The organism is Chitinophaga sp. CF118 (genome assembly GCF_900112615.1).
GTDB lineage: Bacteria > Bacteroidota > Bacteroidia > Chitinophagales > Chitinophagaceae > Chitinophaga.
The window spans coordinates 133265-152798 of record NZ_FOMK01000007.1; the positions used below are offsets into that span (position 1 = coordinate 133265).

Annotated in this window: 16 protein-coding genes; 7 read left to right on the forward strand and 9 right to left on the reverse strand. The window is 40.1% G+C overall.

Features of this window, described 5'->3' with window-relative positions:
• Positions 1-286 precede the first annotated feature (286 nt).
• The gene (locus BM176_RS23735) at positions 287-925 is read left to right on the forward strand and encodes a DUF6266 family protein (RefSeq protein ID WP_090106833.1); all 639 of its coding nucleotides are present in this window, start codon (positions 287-289) and stop codon (positions 923-925) included.
• A gap of 40 nt (positions 926-965) precedes the next feature.
• Here BM176_RS23735 and BM176_RS23740 read toward each other — a convergent pair whose 3' ends face one another.
• The 3 genes from BM176_RS23740 to BM176_RS23750 form a co-directional block, all read right to left on the reverse strand.
• Positions 966-1412 carry a bactofilin family protein gene (locus BM176_RS23740; RefSeq protein ID WP_177230518.1) on the reverse strand — a complete coding sequence of 149 codons (447 nt, stop codon included), beginning with the start codon at positions 1410-1412 and terminating at the stop codon, positions 966-968.
• A 1-nt stretch (position 1413) separates the two neighbouring features.
• Complete coding sequence (locus BM176_RS23745) at positions 1414-2469, reverse strand: ParM/StbA family protein (RefSeq protein WP_090106835.1); 1056 nt, start codon at positions 2467-2469, stop codon at positions 1414-1416.
• Positions 2470-2836: 367 nt separating this feature from the next.
• Positions 2837-5434 carry a M1 family metallopeptidase gene (locus BM176_RS23750; protein ID WP_177230519.1) on the reverse strand — a complete coding sequence of 866 codons (2598 nt, stop codon included), beginning with the start codon at positions 5432-5434 and terminating at the stop codon, positions 2837-2839.
• A 146-nt stretch (positions 5435-5580) separates the two neighbouring features.
• Between BM176_RS23750 and BM176_RS23755 the strand changes: the two genes are divergently transcribed.
• Positions 5581-7215, forward strand: coding sequence for a hypothetical protein (locus BM176_RS23755; protein ID WP_090106836.1), 1635 nt, complete (start codon positions 5581-5583; stop codon positions 7213-7215).
• A gap of 9 nt (positions 7216-7224) precedes the next feature.
• On the opposite strand, the gene BM176_RS23760 is transcribed toward BM176_RS23755, so the two are convergent.
• The gene (locus BM176_RS23760; RefSeq protein ID WP_177230520.1) at positions 7225-8676 is read right to left on the reverse strand and encodes an ATP-binding protein; all 1452 of its coding nucleotides are present in this window, start codon (positions 8674-8676) and stop codon (positions 7225-7227) included.
• A 589-nt stretch (positions 8677-9265) separates the two neighbouring features.
• On the opposite strand from BM176_RS23760, the gene BM176_RS23765 reads away from it, so the two are divergent.
• Complete coding sequence (locus BM176_RS23765) at positions 9266-9622, forward strand: toxin-antitoxin system YwqK family antitoxin (protein ID WP_090106838.1); 357 nt, start codon at positions 9266-9268, stop codon at positions 9620-9622.
• Positions 9623-9794: 172 nt separating this feature from the next.
• On the opposite strand, the gene BM176_RS23770 is transcribed toward BM176_RS23765, so the two are convergent.
• Both BM176_RS23770 and BM176_RS23775 read right to left on the reverse strand, forming a co-directional pair.
• The gene (locus BM176_RS23770) at positions 9795-11510 is read right to left on the reverse strand and encodes a T9SS type A sorting domain-containing protein (RefSeq protein ID WP_090106839.1); all 1716 of its coding nucleotides are present in this window, start codon (positions 11508-11510) and stop codon (positions 9795-9797) included.
• Positions 11511-11643: 133 nt separating this feature from the next.
• The gene (locus tag BM176_RS23775; protein ID WP_090106840.1) at positions 11644-12498 is read right to left on the reverse strand and encodes a hypothetical protein; all 855 of its coding nucleotides are present in this window, start codon (positions 12496-12498) and stop codon (positions 11644-11646) included.
• 798 nt (positions 12499-13296) lie between these two features.
• Here BM176_RS23775 and BM176_RS23780 point away from each other — a divergent pair.
• From BM176_RS23780 to BM176_RS23790, 3 genes are all read left to right on the forward strand, one after another.
• Positions 13297-13629: a type II toxin-antitoxin system HigB family toxin gene (locus BM176_RS23780; RefSeq protein WP_090106841.1), complete on the forward strand. Its 333-nt coding sequence runs from the start codon at positions 13297-13299 to the stop codon at positions 13627-13629.
• A 1-nt stretch (position 13630) separates the two neighbouring features.
• Entirely contained in the window at positions 13631-14047 is a 417-nt protein-coding gene (locus BM176_RS23785; protein WP_090106842.1) for a helix-turn-helix domain-containing protein, read from the forward strand.
• Between the two features lie 67 nt (positions 14048-14114).
• Positions 14115-14672, forward strand: a complete 558-nt coding sequence (locus BM176_RS23790) for an NADPH-dependent FMN reductase (protein WP_090106843.1) — start codon at positions 14115-14117, stop codon at positions 14670-14672.
• On the opposite strand, the gene BM176_RS23795 is transcribed toward BM176_RS23790, so the two are convergent.
• The 3 genes from BM176_RS23795 to BM176_RS23805 all read right to left on the reverse strand — a co-directional run bounded on the left by BM176_RS23795 (position 14644) and on the right by BM176_RS23805 (position 17309).
• On the reverse strand, positions 14644-15648 hold the full coding sequence (locus tag BM176_RS23795) for an outer membrane beta-barrel protein (protein ID WP_090106844.1): 1005 nt from the start codon (positions 15646-15648) through the stop codon (positions 14644-14646). The two genes, BM176_RS23790 and BM176_RS23795, sit on opposite strands and share 29 nt — an antisense overlap.
• Positions 15649-15745: 97 nt before the next feature.
• Positions 15746-16921, reverse strand: a complete 1176-nt coding sequence (locus BM176_RS23800; RefSeq protein WP_090106845.1) for a BamA/TamA family outer membrane protein — start codon at positions 16919-16921, stop codon at positions 15746-15748.
• A gap of 109 nt (positions 16922-17030) precedes the next feature.
• On the reverse strand, positions 17031-17309 hold the full coding sequence (locus tag BM176_RS23805; protein ID WP_090106939.1) for an Rdx family protein: 279 nt from the start codon (positions 17307-17309) through the stop codon (positions 17031-17033).
• A gap of 158 nt (positions 17310-17467) precedes the next feature.
• Here BM176_RS23805 and BM176_RS23810 point away from each other — a divergent pair, with 158 nt between their 5' ends.
• Positions 17468-19129, forward strand: coding sequence for a sensor histidine kinase (locus tag BM176_RS23810; RefSeq protein WP_090106846.1), 1662 nt, complete (start codon positions 17468-17470; stop codon positions 19127-19129).
• Positions 19130-19534: the final 405 nt, after the last annotated feature.

The window sequence follows — 19534 nt, forward strand, 5'->3', positions numbered from 1 at the left end:
TGATGGTAGCCTGCAAAATAATATCTCCTGCCATCGAATCCCCAGCTAAGATTACATTCGTGCTTAAATAAGGAAAATGAGAAAGTTTAAGCGGGAGGTAAGAAGGGGTTAAGAAGGGGTTAGTTTGACTCGAGTCAAACTAACCCCTTCTTAACCCCTTCTTACCTCCAATCTAATGACCTGTTATAGCTAAACAGGACATAAAAAACATCTTCTCTGGCATTACAATATTCATTAAATTAGGACTGCAATTATACCTTGTTTTTCACCCATCAATACCGATTAAATGGCACGTTTAAAAAATGGCATTTTGGGAGGCATAACGGGCGTGTTAGGTCCCGTTGACGGCTATATGCTCAGAGGTCAATTCATTCTCCGTTCCCGCCGCGGAAAAAGCAACAAGCCACCTACAGAAAAACAGCTGATACAACAGCAAAGAATAAGAATGATCAACAATCTGCTACATCCAATTACAGAATTCGTAAACGCTGGCTTTGCACATGTAGCCACAGGTAAAGCCCAAACGGCATATTGTTTAGCCTCTTCTTACCAACATAAATTTTCGATTGCAGGTCAATATCCGGACTTCACAATAGATTATTCAAAAGCAAGATTTACAGAAGGCTCCATGAGCACACAGGGAATTAATGCTTCCGTAATATCAGCGGGCAATTACCTCAAATTTACATGGACGCCAGACCTAAGTTATGCTCATAGTAATGATCATGTAATGTTACTCGCTTACGCTCCCTTATTAAAAGAAGCAGTCTATACAATATGTGGTGCTAAAAGGAGCATAGGAACTGATGTGCTACAATTACCGGCTGATTGGGGAATAGGAGTAGTAATAGAAACATACCTGGCATTTAAAGCGGAAAACAGTATGTTATGTACGAACAGTTTATATCTGGGGCAGATAAAATGAAAAATGCCATCTCTTTGAAGAGACGGCATTTAAAAAGAATTTAAAACCAGGTAGTCGCTTTCTCATCAGGAGGAGGAGGATTGGTTTTATTGATTTCGCTTTCAGGATCAGGAGGTATAATGGTATCCGGGTCTGAAACATTTTTACGAATCGCGCCTTCAATAATAGCTTCCTCTTCCACTTCGAGAATCAATGCCGTAATATCTCCTTTGATATAAGCCTTGTTACTGATAACGGCTTTATTGGTTACAAAGACATCTCCGAATACTCTTCCGTATGCAATGAGGTTTGTAGCATGTATATTTCCACGAATGTTCCCGCTTTTACCAATGATGAGCATACCCATGGTATTCACGTCACCACGCACATTCCCGTCTATACGACCGGGAATAGGAGATTCAATGGTACCCTGTACGGATACTTCTTCCGGAATAAGGAACATTCCCTTCCGGAAGGCTTTTCTAAATATTTCAATTAAAGCAGACACATCATAGATTTGGGCCAACAGATAGGGTTCCTTCTTCAAAAACAGAGATAATAGAGGTGGCATTGCCAAGATCAAGCCCTACACTACGCAGGTGCTTGTCATCAGAAATCCGCAGTGAGTTATACAGATAACCTGCACTTACCAGATTTTCCGGATCGGGCGCAACTTCTACTGGAATAAAATCCCTGAATTCTTCGATGAAACAATCTGTGAGCTCTTTATAATGAGCGCCACCACCCATTAGGTAGATTTTGCTGCAATTTTCATAATCCTGATCTGTAAAATAGTTACGCATCAGCGGAGATACTACTTCTTTATAATAATGCGTGAGTAATGCCTTACGCATATCCTTCAGGTCTATACGTTTACGGTTTGTGAAGATAGATCCTTTCATGAAAGCATCATCCAGCTGATGTTCATTTTTCATGTCCAGATAATATTGTTTGTTCAGTTCGCGTGCAAGGTTATTAATTGCATACTTGATACCGTGGGAGCTGAAGCAGGTACGGTTTATTAAACCATCGGCAGTAGCCATACCACCTTCAATGGTACCAAAGCCAAAACTTACGGCAATGAAATTATCCAGCTTGGAATCATTGATCGTTTTCTTTAAACCGATGATACCACCTACTATTTCCGGGATTACTTCGAACCGCTCAATATCAAGCATCCCTTTCTTGATAGTGCCTTTATTGTTAAATGTGTGGGTATCGTATTCTATCAGGAAATGCCGCTTGGTGAGGAACTGTTCAGCGGCACTTTTGTAAATATTATAGGTAGAAAATGGAAATCCCATAGTGAGTGATAATGGTTGCTGTACTTTATCCAGCACATTTACCATCGCTGCTTTGAACAGAATTTCATAATCGTCCTCCTGTGGAGTTGCATTTGTAATACGACCGGGATTAATGCCTCCACGTCTGGCAAGGTTCCCAGCGATATACCAGTTTTCATCTTTTTTGATCTTTAAACCATTCAACAGGTCTTTCGCAGAATTTTCAGTGTTGCCATACGCCGTTTCAAAAACGCTCGGAAAGCTGATAGCTGATACTTTCATGATAGCAGGAATTATTATATATGATTAAAATTTATTCTTCTTACTCTAAGTTTAGGTTGACAATCTATTACCAATCTGATTCTTCCAGGGAAATCCAATTTGCGCGTGCGGGAGGGTTTTTTGGCTATTCCCGCACAACAGTACCATTAAATATATAAAATAAATTTAAACATAACCTAGCAGAAAATTAATATACTTTTTAAATATATTGATAATCAACTAAATTCAGCATTAATAAATTATTACTTCCCCATTCATGACAAGTTTATTTGTCAATAGGAACGGGAGCTACAGCCGATTACAAAACGAAAAAGGGGACTAACATTAGTTGTTAGCCCCCTTTCAAAATATAATTTATTTACTTTATCTATTTAAATGCCTCATCGCCAAGGCCGCTGTTCACCTTGATCTCATCCACCTTAAAATTAAGTTCCTGACCACTTATGAAGTTCTTGATGGCGTACGGGAATTTGATTCCGTTTACATCTCTGTAATCGCTGGTTTCTATGACTGAAGTCACCTGATCTCCATTACGGCTTTCTGTTTTAACACGGAATCCTGTTTTAACATCATAATACTGCACATTTGTTTGTCCGTCAGCAGAGGTGATAGTCAACTGATAAGACTCGCTGGAGTCGTCATTTACGATTACTTCCGGAGAGAGTTCCAGGGTAGACCCATCAGTCTGATACAACAGTTCAGGTATGATGTTCATGTTAGATTTCATATGTTTCGCCGTTGCTTCATCCATTGGAACAGGATTACCCATCTGCACAGCTTTTACGCTATCTCCAATGATCAGCACTTTGCTGGCATGTGTAGTCATAGAAGGAATGTATACATCCAGCAGGAATTTATCGGGTGCTTTAAATTTCCTGGTCATCTGGATTTCAGTGCCTTGTATGGAACCGGAAGCAGTCATTGTCAGGTCTTTCAATGCTTTCAGTTTATCAACACCACCAATTGCTCTTAAATACCTGTTAACTACCTCAGTGGCAGTAAGACCGGCAGGGATCTTCTTAACATCACCATTCCATACATTATTAGACAGATCAACATCAGGAAAATCTTTTTCCGGATCGATCACTACTTTGGTGAGCCTGGAAGTAGAATTATGCCTGAAGGTCCAGGTACTACCACGTTGCCATATTTCAGCCGGCAGTCTTACTGTATCTATATTACCTTTACTGTCTGTTAAAGCTACTACCAGTGGCAATGCCATTTGTTCCAGATTTTCAACAGTAATCAGCGAACCTTTTGCTACATCATTGTCTACGTATTTCACGCTTTTAATTGCCTGATCCAGTTTCCAGTTGTTCAGGAACCAGCCACGCCAGAACCAGCTAAGATCTTCACCAGCTACGTTTTCCATAGTGCGGAAAAAATCCCAGGGAGTAGGATGTTTAAACGCCCAACGTTTGATATAGGTGCGGAATGCCAGTTCAAAACGTTCTTTACCCAGGATATGATCCCGCAGAATTTCCAGTCCCATAGCAGGTTTGAAGTAAGCTGCTATGCCCAGGTAACTGCTCTGGATTACATCAGGAGTACTCACAATAGGATCTGCTCCATAGATAGCACGGCCCATGTTCTGCGCCACCATTTTCTGGTCAAACTCGCCCTTATTAAATGCCTTACCGGAACCATGATTAATGAATGTGTTGAAACCTTCATCCATCCAGGCGTATTTACGTTCGTTGGAACCCACAATCATCGGGAACCAGTTATGTCCGAATTCGTGATCAGTTACGCCCCATAAGCCAGCACCAGTGCTTCTGAAAGAGCAGAATACGATACCGGGGTATTCCATCCCACCCACAATACCAGCCACATTGGTAGCAACCGGATAAGTATATTCAAACCATTGTTTGGAGTAAATCTCAATACATCCTTTTACAAATTCAGTAGATCGCTGCCATCCATTGGAAGCAGCTACGCTTTCTACAGGATATACGGACTGTGCCAGGGCTTTTTTACCACTTGGCAGATTGATCCTGGCGGCATCCCATATGAATGCCTTAGAGGCAGCCCAGGAAACATCGCGTGCATTTTTACAGGTAAAATGCCAGGTGAGATTTCCTCTGCGGCGGGTACCGAAAATAACTTCACTGCTATCTTTAATTATGACCGTTTTCTCACTGTTACGTGCTTTGGCCAGGCGTTGTTGTTCTGTAGATGTGAGTACCTGTGCCGCATTTTGCAGCTGCCCGGAACCTACTATTACCATATCGGCAGGAGCAGTAATTGAGTAATCGAAGTCGCCATATTCCAGGTAAAACTCAGCAGCCCCCTGATAAGGGATAGAGTTCCAGCCCAGGATATCATCATATACTTCCATGCGGGGGTACCACTGCGCTATTTCGTATACCCATCCGTTACGGGTGAGCAAACGGCCCATACGGTCAGTACCTTCCTGAGGAACATTGAAAGCATAATCTATTTTGATCTGCAAAGCACCGCCACCGGATTTTAATGGCTGTGACAGTAAGATCTGCATACGGGTATCGTTGATACTATATTTTACAGGAACGGCTTTTCCGTCGCTGATAACACTTACGGACTTGATTTCACTGCCATCAGTAAATTTACTTGTAGCAAAACGGCCACCATTCACAAATGAAGTAGCAGTACCACGGGAATCAGCTCTATAGATGTTCTGATCAAGCTGCAGCCAGAGGAAAGAAAGACTGTCCGGGCTGTTATTTTTATACTTGATTAGTGTAGATCCGCTTACACGATGTTTGGCCGTATCCAGACTAACTTTGATAGTATAGTCTGCATGGTTCTGCCAGTATTTATGTCCAGGTGCCCCACCAGCGCTACGGTATTCATTACCATTAGTGGGATAGAATAAGGGGGAAAATGCCTCATGCTGATCATACTTTGGGGTAGTTTGTGCTACAGTTTCACTAATGTAGAACAAACAGCATAGGCTCGATAATAAAACAACTTTGTTGACTTTCATTGCACGTTTGTTTGGAAATGGCCATAAATATAAGAAAAGGCTTAAAACGACAAAGGAAAAAGGGATAAGGGGTTAGTAATTGACTCCGTATTGCATACATTTTAAAAAATATTTATACTTTTATCCCCTGAACGATAAGATAACCTATGAAATATTTCTGGCCAGCCGCCTGCCTGTTTGTCCTGTTTTCTACTCATATATTTGCCCAGCTACCTAAAGTCCAGCTTAGTCAGACTTTTCCCGAACCAGGAGAGGGCTTTGAAAAAATACTCTTACTCGATAATGGCAATACCTGTTACCTGCACTTTGACAAGAAGCTGGGCATCCAGATAACGCTGTATAATCAGCAGCGGGAAGTATCTGCAAATGAAACGGTTACGGGAAAACTATGGGATGCCGGAAATATTAACGACACAGAAATAGATGGCATTTATAATATTAACGGACAGGTAGTGATTTTCCTGCAGCAGCTGGTTAAATATAAACCCTGTATGTTCCGGTTAGTGCTGGATGGTAAAAATGGGCAACTGGTAAGAGAGGATAAACTGGGAGAACTGCCGACAGTATTACACCGCGATGTATTTGTACAGAATAACTTTGCCTCTCATGATTTTTATACTGCCAAAGATCCTCATAGCGGTTATTATGCTTTAGCATCATTTGCTGGTGGAGAACTGCAGCGGAATGAAAATTCCAAAGAAAGAATACAGGTTTCACTATTCTCACCTGAGCATCAGTTGATACAGCAAACCGCTTATTATCTGCCTGAAGAAACTTTTTCCTATTTCTCTTTTCTAGATATGACCGTACAGGGCAAAGAGCGTGTATATATTGCAACTGCCGCACTGAGTAACCGTAAAAGCAGCAAGGATACCGCCAGTTGTGTACTTATATCTGAAATTAAAACCGGCGACAATACTTTTACTCACCAATTGTTACCTTATACCGCCAATTTTTCAGATCTGCATGCGTCTATCCGGTACGTACCGGCCACACAACGTTTACAGTTGTTGCTAACCACAATGATCAAAAATGGTAAATTAACCGGACTGGCCACCTATATGAATTATCTGGATGCAGGTACCTTACAGTTACTGCATATGCAGCCAGTTACAACGGATAAGATTTCCGCTTATGCCCAGGAGAAAATGAAATATACCACTGCATACTCAGGACAACCACAATTGCTTCTTCCAGATACAGATGGCAGTGCAACGGTACTCCTTGAGAATATGAGTGAATTTGCATCGGGGAATAGTCCGAATGCATGGAACAGGATGCATACCAATATGAATGATATTGGTATCAGTCATTTAGATACTGCAGGTGTGGAACAATCCGGTTATGCCCTTCCGAAAATGCAGGTAGCCAATGGTATATATGAACCTTTATACCTGCAACGCAAGCAGAAAGGGCAGTGGATTTTCCGTAACAGGATCCAGGCACTAAATACAACCCCATATCTCTCTTTCGAGTATTTACCTACACCTCATGGCACTTATATCCTCTTCAACGATTATCTTCAGTATCTTGATCCGGGAGGTACTTATCAGGATAAAAAGCCAATGAGATATCTTACAGAAGCGAATATTGTATGTTACCGTTGCAATGATTCAACCCAGGAACGCCTTTTCCTGTTTGGCACACCGGAAACATTTAAAGGTTATTATTGTATGCTTGGAGCTTCCGATTATCAATCGGAAAAAGGTATATATGCAACACTTATGATCACCCGTAAAGGAGAAGAAAAGAAAGCCTGTGTGGCATGGGTAGAGTTTTGATAATGCGACTTATGAATGGGCAATTCCCTGCAGGTATTTGCTTAGTGTAATGTGCAGTCTTTTGAATTCTATAGGTTTGATCAGATATTCATTTGCACCAGCCTTTAACAATTCTTCGCTGGCTTCCTTGAATGGATCTCCGCTGGCAATGATGACTGGAATATTTTTCAGCATAGCATCTTCGCGGATGTAGGTCAGCATTTCCTTTCCACTCATGCCGGGGATGTGAGAATCCAGGATGATGATATCAGGCCTTGAAGCTTTCGCCAGCAATAATCCTTCAAGACCATCTTCTGCCAGCATTATCCGGCATCCCAGTCCGCACAGGAACCTTGACAGTACCAACTGGCTCATTTTATCATCTTCCACAATCAGGATCGTAGTATCGTTCAGATTCGCGCAAAGGTCTTCATTGTCCACTTCCGTATGATTAGTATCCCTGCTAATTACCAGGGGAAGCATCACTGTGAAAGTAGTTCCTTTCCCGATGATACTTGACACTTCTATTTCACCCTGTAAGCTTTCCACTAGTTTATGGGTAATATGTAATCCCAGGCCAGTGCCTTCCAGGAAGATATTCCGCTCAGTAAAGAATGCATCAAAAATAGTACGGAGTTTATTTTCCGGTATACCAGCTCCCTGATCGGTGACCTGGATATACCATTTATTATCGCTGGTGAACACCCGCAGGGTCACGGTGCTTTCCTTCGAAGTAAATTTAATAGCGTTGGAGAGGAGGTTATTAATTGTTTTAGTCAGTAATATTCTATCGCCGGTTATCTGTCCCGGAATTTCATTATCTATCGTGTATTTAATCTTTACATTTTTTATCGCTGCCACATACTGGTGCATATTCACCGTTTCCCTAATCCATTCCCTTATATCCAGGTTGCACATCTCAGGTTTATCCAGTTTTCCGGCTTCTATTTTTGAGAATTCAAGGATATTATTGATGATCTCTTTTGTGTTGTAGCTGGCTGCATATAAATGATCTGCGAGCATACGGATAGGGGCCAGGGATTTATGCTGTTCTACTTTCAGCTGCAGTAACTGGCTGATCCCAAAAATGGCATTTAACGGCGTACGGATTTCATGGCTGGTTTCACGAACAAAAACACTTTTGGCATTGGTTGCCCTTTCCAGTTGTTCTGCCAGGCATTGTAATTCTTCATTATGTTTTTCTGCTGCATATAACTTGTTTTCCAGCAGTTTCATTTCCTGCCTCTGAAGCAGTTCTGCTTTTTTCACGTACAGATAAATAATCAGTATTAAGCATGTTAAAATAATAAATGGCAGGTAAATACGGATTTCGCCGGTAAGGATATAACAAAACATGCCAAATAAAATTGACATTAATGCTGTAATGGCACAGACAAAGTTTACTCTGCGTACATTACGCTTTTGGTCTTCATCCGTCATGTTACTGCAGCCAGAAGTAACAATTAGTTGTAGTAGGTTCATGCCCGGAAATTTACGTCTATGGAACATACATCTATGGAATTACGGCAAGTTCCCAGTTTGCCGGATACGGTACCATCGGTGCTTCCCAGTTTCAGATAATAGTTAGCTAGTGTTTGTCCTTGATCAGATTTTGGGGTCTTGAATTTACACTTGCAATTTAAAAACATTCAGGTGATAAAATCGTAATGTCCCTATTTATATTAATTAAAAGTCTGTATTCTAAATGTTCATATTGTTTTTATTCAAATGTAATTGTCTGTATCATGAATGTCTGGCATGGAGACATAGCATCAATACAATAGTGAGCGCCTTTGCACTGTCGCATTTCATTTTAAAAGTGAACGGATCCCTAAAGAGTTGCTGATACCATGATAAGGGCGATAGTATTGATGACGGAATCATAAACAGTTCTAAGTTGTAAATATCAGACGTCAGATAGTTATTTTGTATCCTTACTACTAACACACACTCATGCAAAATAGTTCAATCACTTCAGGAATTAGTTAATACGCCGTTAATAATTAATTTTCCCAATGGCATCAGCCAACTTTCAAAAAATGTTGATAGATTGCCATTACAAAAACATTGTATGCAATTCCAATTAGTTACTCTTTCATTAATTCTTGCCACCTTATCTGCCTGCAATAGCTCATCATCCCATAATAAAGATCTCTATTCATTAGAGGATACCGTCAACTATAAACTGACTCAGACAGAGCAGGGGGGAGGCGGCGTTTTTCTTAAAACAGAAACGTATGTAAATACGGATGATACTACTTATTCTTATGTAAAAGTATACAGCTATACCAAAAAAGTAGCGGCAGTTCAATTTTATAAAGGCGGGAAAAAACATGGGCCAACTATTACCTATAATGAAAATGGTACTCCACAACTGGGTACCTATTACAGGAATGACACTGTAATAAATATGCATCCGTTCAAATAATTCCTGCAGTACTGAGGCCACATTGGATTCAGGTGGGATTGGTTTATTGAATCAACTAGTATAACGATTTGTAAGTTCTGATGTAATTATTTTGCCTTGCAATTTTTTCTATGGTTTATAAACTTAGAAATCATCACACTAGCTGATTATTTAATTGGAATTCTATTTATGTTTAGTTACCGGATATTACCAGTCGCTCAGTTCTTATCAATTTCCCGGTTGTAATCCTTATCATGTAAGTCCCGCTTACATATTGACTAACATTCAGGTTAAATGAATGATTAGTATTACCTGCTGTTTGTCCGCTACCAATCATTTTAATAGACTTGCCCTGCATATCATACAGTTCAACTTGAAACTTTCCGGCATCTTTGAAACCAAACTGGATGGCAACTTGCTGAGATGCCGGGTTAGGGTAGATACTCAGGTTGATATCTTTGCTACCACCAGTAATATTTTGTGCTATAATATTTGGTTGTATAAAAGCAGAAGGCACTACGGAAGTCAGCGAGTTGATATAAACTTCTATATTCATGTACGCCGGAAATGTAGTACTATACAACACGGCATCCTGTTTGTTATTTTTGTTCAGTCCATGCGCATCTTCCCATGCATCTGGCATACCATCAGCATCCGTGTCTGCAGGCGCTGGCGCACCATATATTTCACCCAGACCACCATTTGAAAATGGCAGGTCAGTTTCCCGGTACACATACCAACCTTTTACTCCTCTGGAATTAACTTCGTTGGCCAACAAGCTGTCAACTTCATCTCTTCTGGGATAACAGGCACCTACGCTATCAATAACCCATTGATAGGCTTGTGCGGCGGAAAGCAGCGGAGCTGCCATGGGATAGGGGAAGGGCTGTTGTTTAAAACCAGTTGTACCGATACCAGGATATCCGATAGTATCATATGGCACAAGTGCGCCGTTCAATATTCCGTCCTGATTATTATCAAAATAATTACCTGCACCATATAGGTAAAAAGTACCGGTTCCACGAGAAAAAGGAGTGGTTTTGGAAGGAGGTGTCAGAGGACCGCCAACGAAATAATTGTTGATAATATTCACTTCAGAAATACCAGCAGAACCACCCATAATATAGGCATCGCCAGACCAGCCATAGTTCAGAATATCGCCCAGGCGGTTTCCATTGCCCCAGTCGTATACAACATTATTTACAAATTCATTTACACCTTTTACTTTAGGGTTACGTGTTTTATTGCTGATATAAAGGTTTCTTATGAGGCTTACTTTTCCACCGTCTGGTGTTTGAATAAGGCCGCCAGCAGAGTGATTCTCCCGGTGAAGCGCCTGACCGATAATAGAGTTCTGAATTGTGATATTATCCGGCGAGGTATTTTTGCTATCCCAATTGATAGAAAAAACCTCATCCATACCCCAGCTAACAGACAAATGATCAAAGATCATATTAGCGCCATTGGCAAGGCCACAGGCATCCTGTCCTGAATTACCGGTAGCGCCCAGCCGGATACGCAAAAAGCGGCAAATGGTGTTGTTAGAATTTGTAAATGTGACTCTTTTGTTGAATAGCACAATTCCATCACCGGGAGCTGTTTGTCCGGCTATAGTGATGTTTGCCGCTACAGCTACAGCCGATTGTAGCCTGATGATACCACCAACAGAGAATACAATAAATCTCCCTGGCTGACTTACAGCATCTCTGAAAGAACCAGGACCGGTGTCGTTCAGGTTGTTAACGATATACACTTCGGGATTAGCAGCACCACGGGCACCCACAGCAAAACGGCCAAAACCGTTTGCTCCCGGGAAAGCCAGGGTTTGAGCTTTTGTTTGAAGTTGAAATAATAGAAATGCGGCAATTGTAAGGCTGTGCCTTATAACGTAAGGGTTAAAAAATTTCATAACAGGAATTTATCGGTTGTTTATTGAAAAATATGTATCTGAAAATATGGGAAAACAACCAGATAACTGTCCTGTTCTGTCTGCCTTAAGGGCTTTAAATAAGCTTCATAACTGCAAATATTTTTATTGATTATTACTTGATAAGAGGGGGTATGCCTTGTTTTATTATTTCACAGGAATATTCAATTTTTGCATGCCTGAAACCTAATCCGGCTAAAACTCTGTAATCACCAGGTTCACTATCCAGTAATAATGTAGGAAGATTATAACTATTATAAGCAGCTATGGGTAATAAATTATTCATGCTGTAATCCTGGTCCAGGAATTGCCAGATACTATTGGTGCGATGATAATTTATCTTATTATCATAAGCGCCAAATGTGATAATGTTACTTGTACCGAGGAATTGCTCTTCAATCTTTACAAGATTGCCGGAATGATTATAACTAAACAGCTTTATCATAAAGACAGTATCTCTGTCCTGAGTGTATGTTGTTTTAATAATCCGGTTCTGGTTGTCATATGTATAGGTAGAAATATTACGCACAGAAAGATTAGGGCGATTGTTGCGGGGAATGGGCTTAGGACCTGGCCCTACGATACCAAATTCGTAAGTAGTGTCAATAATGACCCTGTTTTTGGAGTCATAATAAAAACGGTGCCAGGTATCAAAAGCATTTTCAAGAAGTGGATTTGGATAAACACCATAAAAATCCGTCATTCGTCCTTTGTGATCATATAGGAAAAAATAATTAGGCCAGGTGTTGCCAACATTATTTCTGGTCATACTTACAGGATTGTTCTTATTATTATAAACGATAGCTAATGAGTCCAGATAACCACCCTCGTTTTCAAGATTACCTTTAATTTCCGAGATCTGACAAACAGGACTACAGGGAGGTATGCCAGGGTTCTTTTGGCAACCTGATAATGACAGACCGGCAATGCACAGCATTATGAATGCAGCAGCCATTAGAATTGAATTCATGTGATTTATTTTGAGATTTAACAATAATAAACGGAGGTGTAACGGTGTAGGAAAGTTCCGGGATAACTATAATTGAAAACGCATTAAGTTGTTAATGAAGATACAGAAATTAATAACAACATACAGAATAGGTCATTAGGAGTTTTAATGGCACAGGCTGTGGGTATCTGTTAACCGAAGAAAGGAATAAGTATAATGCAGAGAACGGAGGGATTGGGCTTATACTCTATTTAACATAATATAAATTATGAGAATAAAAGGAAAGGAGAAATACAGGCTGGGAAAGGCTTGAAGAAATCATAGTTTAACCCTGGGAAGATCTTAAGGGCTAAACTGCTATGGACCATAAGGTACGAATACCCGACTGAAATATCTGTTCAGTGAGCATAAATTTCAAGGCTGTATAACAGAAATTTTCGTTCCTGATTTGTGCTATTCTACAAGCAATACATTCACGATTCTGACTGATTATTCTTTACAATTTTCAGATACTTAATCTATACGATTTTACAAGAAACGGAATCAATATGTTTACTTCTTGAAACTTCCGGATACAATCCTATAAACTACATATTCATAATTCTGCATGGCTATTCTTTGCAATTGAAATTTTCGGATACTTAATATACGCAACAGATTCATGATTCAAACAAATTACTCATTACAAATATACATGCTGCAGATTTTAAAATGAACAAAATGAACAGCGCATTATTAGGGAAGAAAAAATAATTTACAGCTGTTGTAAAAAATAATTGTTCTCTTTTGGAGAACTGAATAAAAAGTCCCATATTTGTTATGAAAATACACTTAGTAAAAAAGCCCAGTATAGAGTCGTTTGTTAATTTATATCCAAATAGTCGAAGTTCATTTGAAGAATGGAAAACTAAAATAAAATTTGCAAACTGGGAAAACCCATCAGATATCAAGCAAACTTTCAGAAGTGCAGATCTTTTAGGGAATGGTTCGAACAGAGTTATTTTTAATGTGGGTGGCAATAATTATAGAATGTTATGTAAGTATTCCTTTGGCGATACTCAGGTGCATCTATACATTTGCTGGATAGGCACACATGCCTCCTACAATGAATTATGTAAAAGTAAACAACAGTATTTAACTAATACTTATTGATATGGATGGTTTAAAATACAAAGTTATCAAAGGCAAAAATCAGTATAAAGCATACTGTAAAAAACTTGAGGAGCTCACTGATACCAAGCCTAAAAACAGCATCATCAAAGATGAGATCGAGCTGCTCACTTTACTCATTGAAACATGGGATGAAGAACATAATACACTCATGGATCTTGATCCTATAAAATTGCTGCAGTCACTCATGCAGGATCATGAAATGAATGCCACCAGCCTTGCAGAAATCCTCAGCATCAGCAAAGGATATCTTTCCGATATTCTTCATTACAAAAAAGGATTGTCCAAAGATGTGATCCGTACTTTATCAGCTCATTTTAAAGTTTCTCAGGAAGCATTTAACAGGCCATATGATTTATTACCGCCGGTTAAAGCTAATCCTAAAAAACAGCCTGCCTGAGTTATTATATCTGCAATGTTACTGATCAAGTAAGCAGGCTTCTGATTATATACAAAACTGTAAGTTAATGATTACGCATATACTCGCTATTTCAGGAAGTTTGAGAAATACATCTTCCAATACCAATATAATAAAAGCCAGTGCTGCATTAGCACCGGCTGATATAAAAATTGCATTGTACGAAGGGCTGGATAAACTGCCTTATTTCAGTCCGGAACTGGATGGCGAAGATTCCATACCACCCGCAACAGTAAAAGATCTGCGGGAACAACTGAAAAATGCAGATGCTGTGTTATTCTGTACTCCGGAATACGCCTTTGGTGTGCCCGGTGTTTTGAAAAATGCGCTGGATTGGATCGTATCTTCCGGAGAATTATACGACAAACCAACCGCTGTGATCAGCGCCTCTCCCCTTGCAACCGGTGGTGATAAAGCCAACGCATCTCTTGTACAAACACTCACTGTAATGTCTGCAATTATTTCAGCAGAAAGTAAATTGCTTATTCCTGTTGTTCGTACAAAAATAGATGCTGCCGGCAATATCACTGATAAGACACTGGAAGGATCACTGTTGCAGGTAATCAATTCTCTTGTGGTTAAAAATGCCAGCGCAGGCCAGCATTAGCACCTAAACCACCAATATTGATGTACGATTTTAGATCATTTGAAGGCTGATCATCATGTTTGTAGGTAACCTTTGTTCCAGACGTACTAACGGGTGTATTAGAACTCTGATCAATTGTATTTACATATTTTGTTTCTCTTTCTGCAGTGGAAAGATCACTTAGTCCACGATGTTGTGTAGTAATTATCGCTCCGGTTGAAGGATTAATAATATTGGTATTCTCATCGTAGGTATTCACTTCTTTTTTCTTGCTTTTCACCGGGATGTTACGATATTCTGTTTCTACGAAAACATCCAGTTTATGAGATACCGGGAATGCAACACCAAATGCGCCCTGGAAGCCGAGGGTAATATTTGGATGTACCTGCTCTTCGCGATGGATCTTTGTCTGAGTTACGACGGGCTGTCCGGATATTACTGCAGAACCGCTTTTGCTGGCATCAGTCTCAATATTAAGTCTGCCCCACAGAGGTAACACTAAACCAAAACGTACATAAGGATTTACTTTTTTAAAGCCGGGCGAAACAACCAGGCTTGGTGCAAAATCTACCGCAGACACATAACCATGCGATTCGATTTTACCAACAACCTGAGAAGTACCTGCCAGTGTAGTTACTTCTTTTGTCATCAGGTTTTTGTTACTCCGATAGTAGTTGAAAGTAGCTTCAATTGCCATGTATTTGTTGAGGTTCCAGCCGAAGGAGAGTCCTCCCCTCCCACCAGCGCCATAAGAACCTGTGAGTACTTTCTCTGATATTATGGTAGTAGCACCGGTTGTACCATTGATTTCTTTTTGTTCATCATGGGGCTCGTAAGAACCTACTTTGGGAAACTGACCAGGGAATACACTGAAATAATATCCGCCGGCAACTTTCAGATAAAATTTAGATGGTGATTTAACTGTCTGAGCTTGAATGGTGTTTGTTAAACCAATAGCAAAAGTTAACAACACCGGGAATAGGTGCGTGCGTTTCATAGCGGAATTTTTGGGTTATGGGTTATAAACTAAAGTTCCGCTGAAGTTAATAAATAGTAGTGATACAGTCAAAAAGAATAGATAGCACTCCTGATAATTAAAACGCTTCTGCTAAAGAGAGATAAAGTCCGGATTGCCTTTGTTCTCCGGGACGTTTTTCACCCCAGCCATAGTCTATACGAATAGTGAGACGGGCACCCTCATCATAGAACCAGCGTATACCAAGTCCGTAATTCGGCTTGAAATGAGATAACCCGATATCCCGGTTGGCAAAAACGGCACCGGTACCACCAAAAGCAGCGAGTGCAAATTTAGGCTGCATATGAACGAACCATATATTAATGGGGATCCGTGGATCCAGGAAGTAACGGTATTCTGCCTGTAGTGCCAGGTAATTCTGATCACGGTAACGACCGGTATAATACCCGCGCATCATCAGGTCATTACCCATTTCGGGCAGGAGGTAAAAGGGTAACGTTTTGCCTTGCAGGGAGTTGAAAACACCATTTAAGCCCAGGGTGCTTTTACGGGATAAAGGAATAAAATGCCGGGCCTGTGCATCCACTCTCCACAATGTTTGTTTACTCAGAAATGAGGGGGCATATGCCACATTTAAACGCAGCAGGCTACCATACCGGGTATAATTCTGATTATCCCTGTTATCGAAGATGCCGGTAGCTCCAATAAAGGTGACATGTCCGCCGTCTTTATCAGTGAGAGCTAACCCCGGATAAATACCTTTTGTTTCCCGGGAATGATAATCATCCTGCTGAAACTGGAGCAGTAATCCTGCATAAAAATGACCGCCTATACGACGTTCTGCTTCCAGTTGTACTTTATACCGGATATTATCAAGCAAAGTACCATCTGCTTTATGAGTAGTGTCGCCAATTCCATAAAAATAAACGGGGAAATCGTGGTAACGCAGGTTACTTTTGAAGTGCCAGTTATTGGCATCCGTCCAGATATCCGTTTTAAGATCTATCTTAAACTGCTTTTCGGTAGTGATGCTGGGAATCAGGTTAATGGTAGAGTTGCGTAAAACAGGATCCTGGTTCGCATAAAAAGAGTACAACATGGCTGCACCTATTTCCAGTCCTTTTTCCTGCGAATAGCCTAATACCGGCAATGGGAAAAAACTGCGCTTATGGACAACAGGGGTATCCTGCCGGGTAACAAGCGTATCGTTCAAGGCTTTACCAGTTTCCTGCTGAGCCGCTAATCCTTGACAAACAATCAGTAATACGGCCGTAAAAAATATTAGTCTCTGCATTCTCATCGGGATGCAAAGAAACGACTTTTATTAATACAGTTCATTCTTATAGAACCCGCTAAAAAGTAAATAAAAGTGTTATTGCTCCCTTTTGAGTCGATTTCAATAGCTATTTTTTATCTGAATGGCCAAGATTTTTCCCTGGGTTTACTTTATCCCTCACCAATTGCTTCAATTCTTTTATTTCAGGAAAATGACCTTCTTCCTTACGGCTAAAGAGCACCTCACCGTCTACGGACACAATATAACTTCCACCAACTTCACTGGGCTGTAATGATACACTAAGCAGGTCATCAGTAAAAGTGGTTAGCATTTCCTGTGCCATCCATGCCGCACGCATAAGCCATCCGCATTTAGGGCAATATTCTATGGTAAGTGTAGGTTTCATTCCGTAATAGTACATTTTTTTTCTCATAACAGATTGTGGAACAATGTTTGAACAGGTATTTTCAAATTTGGAAAATTTGCATCCGTTTTTTCCCTATTTTTATCGCAGCATTTCAGGTAACCCCTAAATGAACGCTTGTGTCAACAACTTGACTTTCTATGCAGATAGTCCGATTAACTGTATTCACCTATTGCCTTCTGGCTGCATTGTGCGTATTATTGCCTAACAGGCTGATAGCGCAATTACCTGGCGCCGATAGAAATCCGGCAGAAATTGCCAGGACACTTGACAGCCTGGGGTCCAGCTATCTGCTTCTTCATAAACCAGATTCTGCTTTATTCTACCTGTATGAATCTGAAAAGATAAAATTGTCTCTCAACGATCATAAGGGACTGGCTGATACATATGAGATTATCGGTCATATTTTATTTGATAAAAAGCAATACCTGGAATCGCTTCGTTACTATGAGATTTCCGCAGAGTACTACAGGGAATCAGATAATCTGCAAGGACTTACGCAAGCCTATCTGAATATCGGTAACGTAAATACCGCACTGAAAAAGTATACAGATGCCGCCCAGAATCTTGCTGATGCGGAGAAACTGAATGAACATCAGCAGAATGCCAGGAACAAAATGGTTTATTATAAATATCAGGCATCACTGGATTCTGCGCGTGGTAATTATATAGCTGCGATGGCAGATTATAAAGAGTTTTCCCGGTTAAGGGAACAATATTTTAATGTTGAGAAAACAAAATTCATTGCCAATACCAAAGAACAGTATGAGTCTGAGAAAAAACAACGTGAAAATGAGATCTTAAGAAAAGAACAGTTTCTACATCTTTCCACGATCAAATTACAGCAGCGCTTTGTGATTTTCTGTGTTGCGCTTTTCCTTATTTTGTCCATAATAACAAGTGTACTTTTCCGCATGTACAGGCGGCAGCAGGATTTATATTTGCAGTTGAATAACCGAAATAAAAAAGTACAGCAACAGAATATTATCATCCTGGAACAAAACCTTGCTCTGGAAAGTAGCAGCCAGGTGAAGGATAAGATATTTTCCGTAATCTCGCATGATCTGCGTTCTCCCCTGGCCATACTTGAAGGAATGTTATTTCTGTTAAGGGATGATAAAATGTCTCCCCAACAATTCAGATTCTTCATTGATGAACTCTGGCGTGATATGAAGAATACTTCCGCCATGATGGATAACCTGTTGCAGTGGGCCAGCAGTCAGATGAAAGGAATAAGGGTAAATGGAGATGACTTTGATATCACAGCCGTACTGAACAGGGAATTTGAATTGCTGCAATCATTGGCAAAACAAAAAGAGATCTCATTGACACATCAGTTCCTTCATCCTGTTATGGTATATGCCGACCCTGATATGATCCGATTGGCGTTGCGCAACCTGATCACCAATGCGATCAAATTCACACCAACTCATGGGAAGATTAATATCCATTACCTGATGCTGTCTGAAAAAATAGAACTGATTGTGGAAGATAATGGAGTAGGTATCGCTGAAGTGGACCAGCCTAAAGTATTATCCAATATTTATTATTCTACCGGGGGAACACAGAATGAAAAAGGCTGTGGACTGGGCCTGCCACTATCAAAAGATTTCATTGAACGAAATAATGGGCAGATATGGTTTATGAGCCAGGTGGGAAAAGGTACCAGCTTTCATTTTACATTACCATTGTCTGAAGAAGAAGAAAATAACAATGACAGAGGGTATACTATTACCATTACAACAGAGCAACTGAAAATCATGGCACAGGATCAGAATATTGCTATAGGGAAGGGTCTGTAAGATTCAACCTGGATTCAGGTGGGATTGCGGGCTGTACCCATTCGGTATTAATTCTGTTGGACTTTAACAAGCGTATGGGCTTTTGAATATTTATTGGACGATATCATGCGTGTGTCAAATGGCTTCTTCTTATTCCCAAACTGCTCCTTTAATCATTTTTTTACTGAGCTTGCTTTTTAAAGAGCTTTTGAATATTTATTGGACTGTATCAATCGTGTATCAAATGGCTAAGGCTCGCAAATTCCCTTAATCTATTTTTTATTGAGCTGCATTTTAAAGGATATTTCCGAATAAGAAGAGATTTAAGTACGATACGATCTCTTCTTATTCGGTTCCTTAATGGAGATGATTCTCTACTTAAGAGATCGTCACCTCCTTTGTTTATTTGTGTGTGTTTTTTTTTAT

Excerpts from the sequence above, each read along its gene's own strand:
- BM176_RS23735 (WP_090106833.1), top strand. The coding sequence starts at position 287 with ATGGCACGTTTAAAAAATGGCATTTTGGGAGGCATAACGGGCGTGTTA.
- BM176_RS23745 (WP_090106835.1), bottom strand. The coding sequence starts at position 2,469 with ATGAAAGTATCAGCTATCAGCTTTCCGAGCGTTTTTGAAACGGCGTAT.
- BM176_RS23750 (WP_177230519.1), bottom strand. The coding sequence starts at position 5,434 with ATGAAAGTCAACAAAGTTGTTTTATTATCGAGCCTATGCTGTTTGTTC.
- BM176_RS23755 (WP_090106836.1), top strand. The coding sequence starts at position 5,581 with ATGAAATATTTCTGGCCAGCCGCCTGCCTGTTTGTCCTGTTTTCTACT.
- BM176_RS23760 (WP_177230520.1), bottom strand. The coding sequence starts at position 8,676 with ATGAACCTACTACAACTAATTGTTACTTCTGGCTGCAGTAACATGACG.
- BM176_RS23765 (WP_090106838.1), top strand. The coding sequence starts at position 9,266 with ATGCAATTCCAATTAGTTACTCTTTCATTAATTCTTGCCACCTTATCT.
- BM176_RS23770 (WP_090106839.1), bottom strand. The coding sequence starts at position 11,510 with ATGAAATTTTTTAACCCTTACGTTATAAGGCACAGCCTTACAATTGCC.
- BM176_RS23775 (WP_090106840.1), bottom strand. The coding sequence starts at position 12,498 with ATGAATTCAATTCTAATGGCTGCTGCATTCATAATGCTGTGCATTGCC.
- BM176_RS23780 (WP_090106841.1), top strand. The coding sequence starts at position 13,297 with ATGAAAATACACTTAGTAAAAAAGCCCAGTATAGAGTCGTTTGTTAAT.
- BM176_RS23785 (WP_090106842.1), top strand. The coding sequence starts at position 13,631 with ATGGATGGTTTAAAATACAAAGTTATCAAAGGCAAAAATCAGTATAAA.
- BM176_RS23790 (WP_090106843.1), top strand. The coding sequence starts at position 14,115 with ATGATTACGCATATACTCGCTATTTCAGGAAGTTTGAGAAATACATCT.
- BM176_RS23795 (WP_090106844.1), bottom strand. The coding sequence starts at position 15,648 with ATGAAACGCACGCACCTATTCCCGGTGTTGTTAACTTTTGCTATTGGT.
- BM176_RS23800 (WP_090106845.1), bottom strand. The coding sequence starts at position 16,921 with ATGCAGAGACTAATATTTTTTACGGCCGTATTACTGATTGTTTGTCAA.
- BM176_RS23805 (WP_090106939.1), bottom strand. The coding sequence starts at position 17,309 with ATGAAACCTACACTTACCATAGAATATTGCCCTAAATGCGGATGGCTT.
- BM176_RS23810 (WP_090106846.1), top strand. The coding sequence starts at position 17,468 with ATGCAGATAGTCCGATTAACTGTATTCACCTATTGCCTTCTGGCTGCA.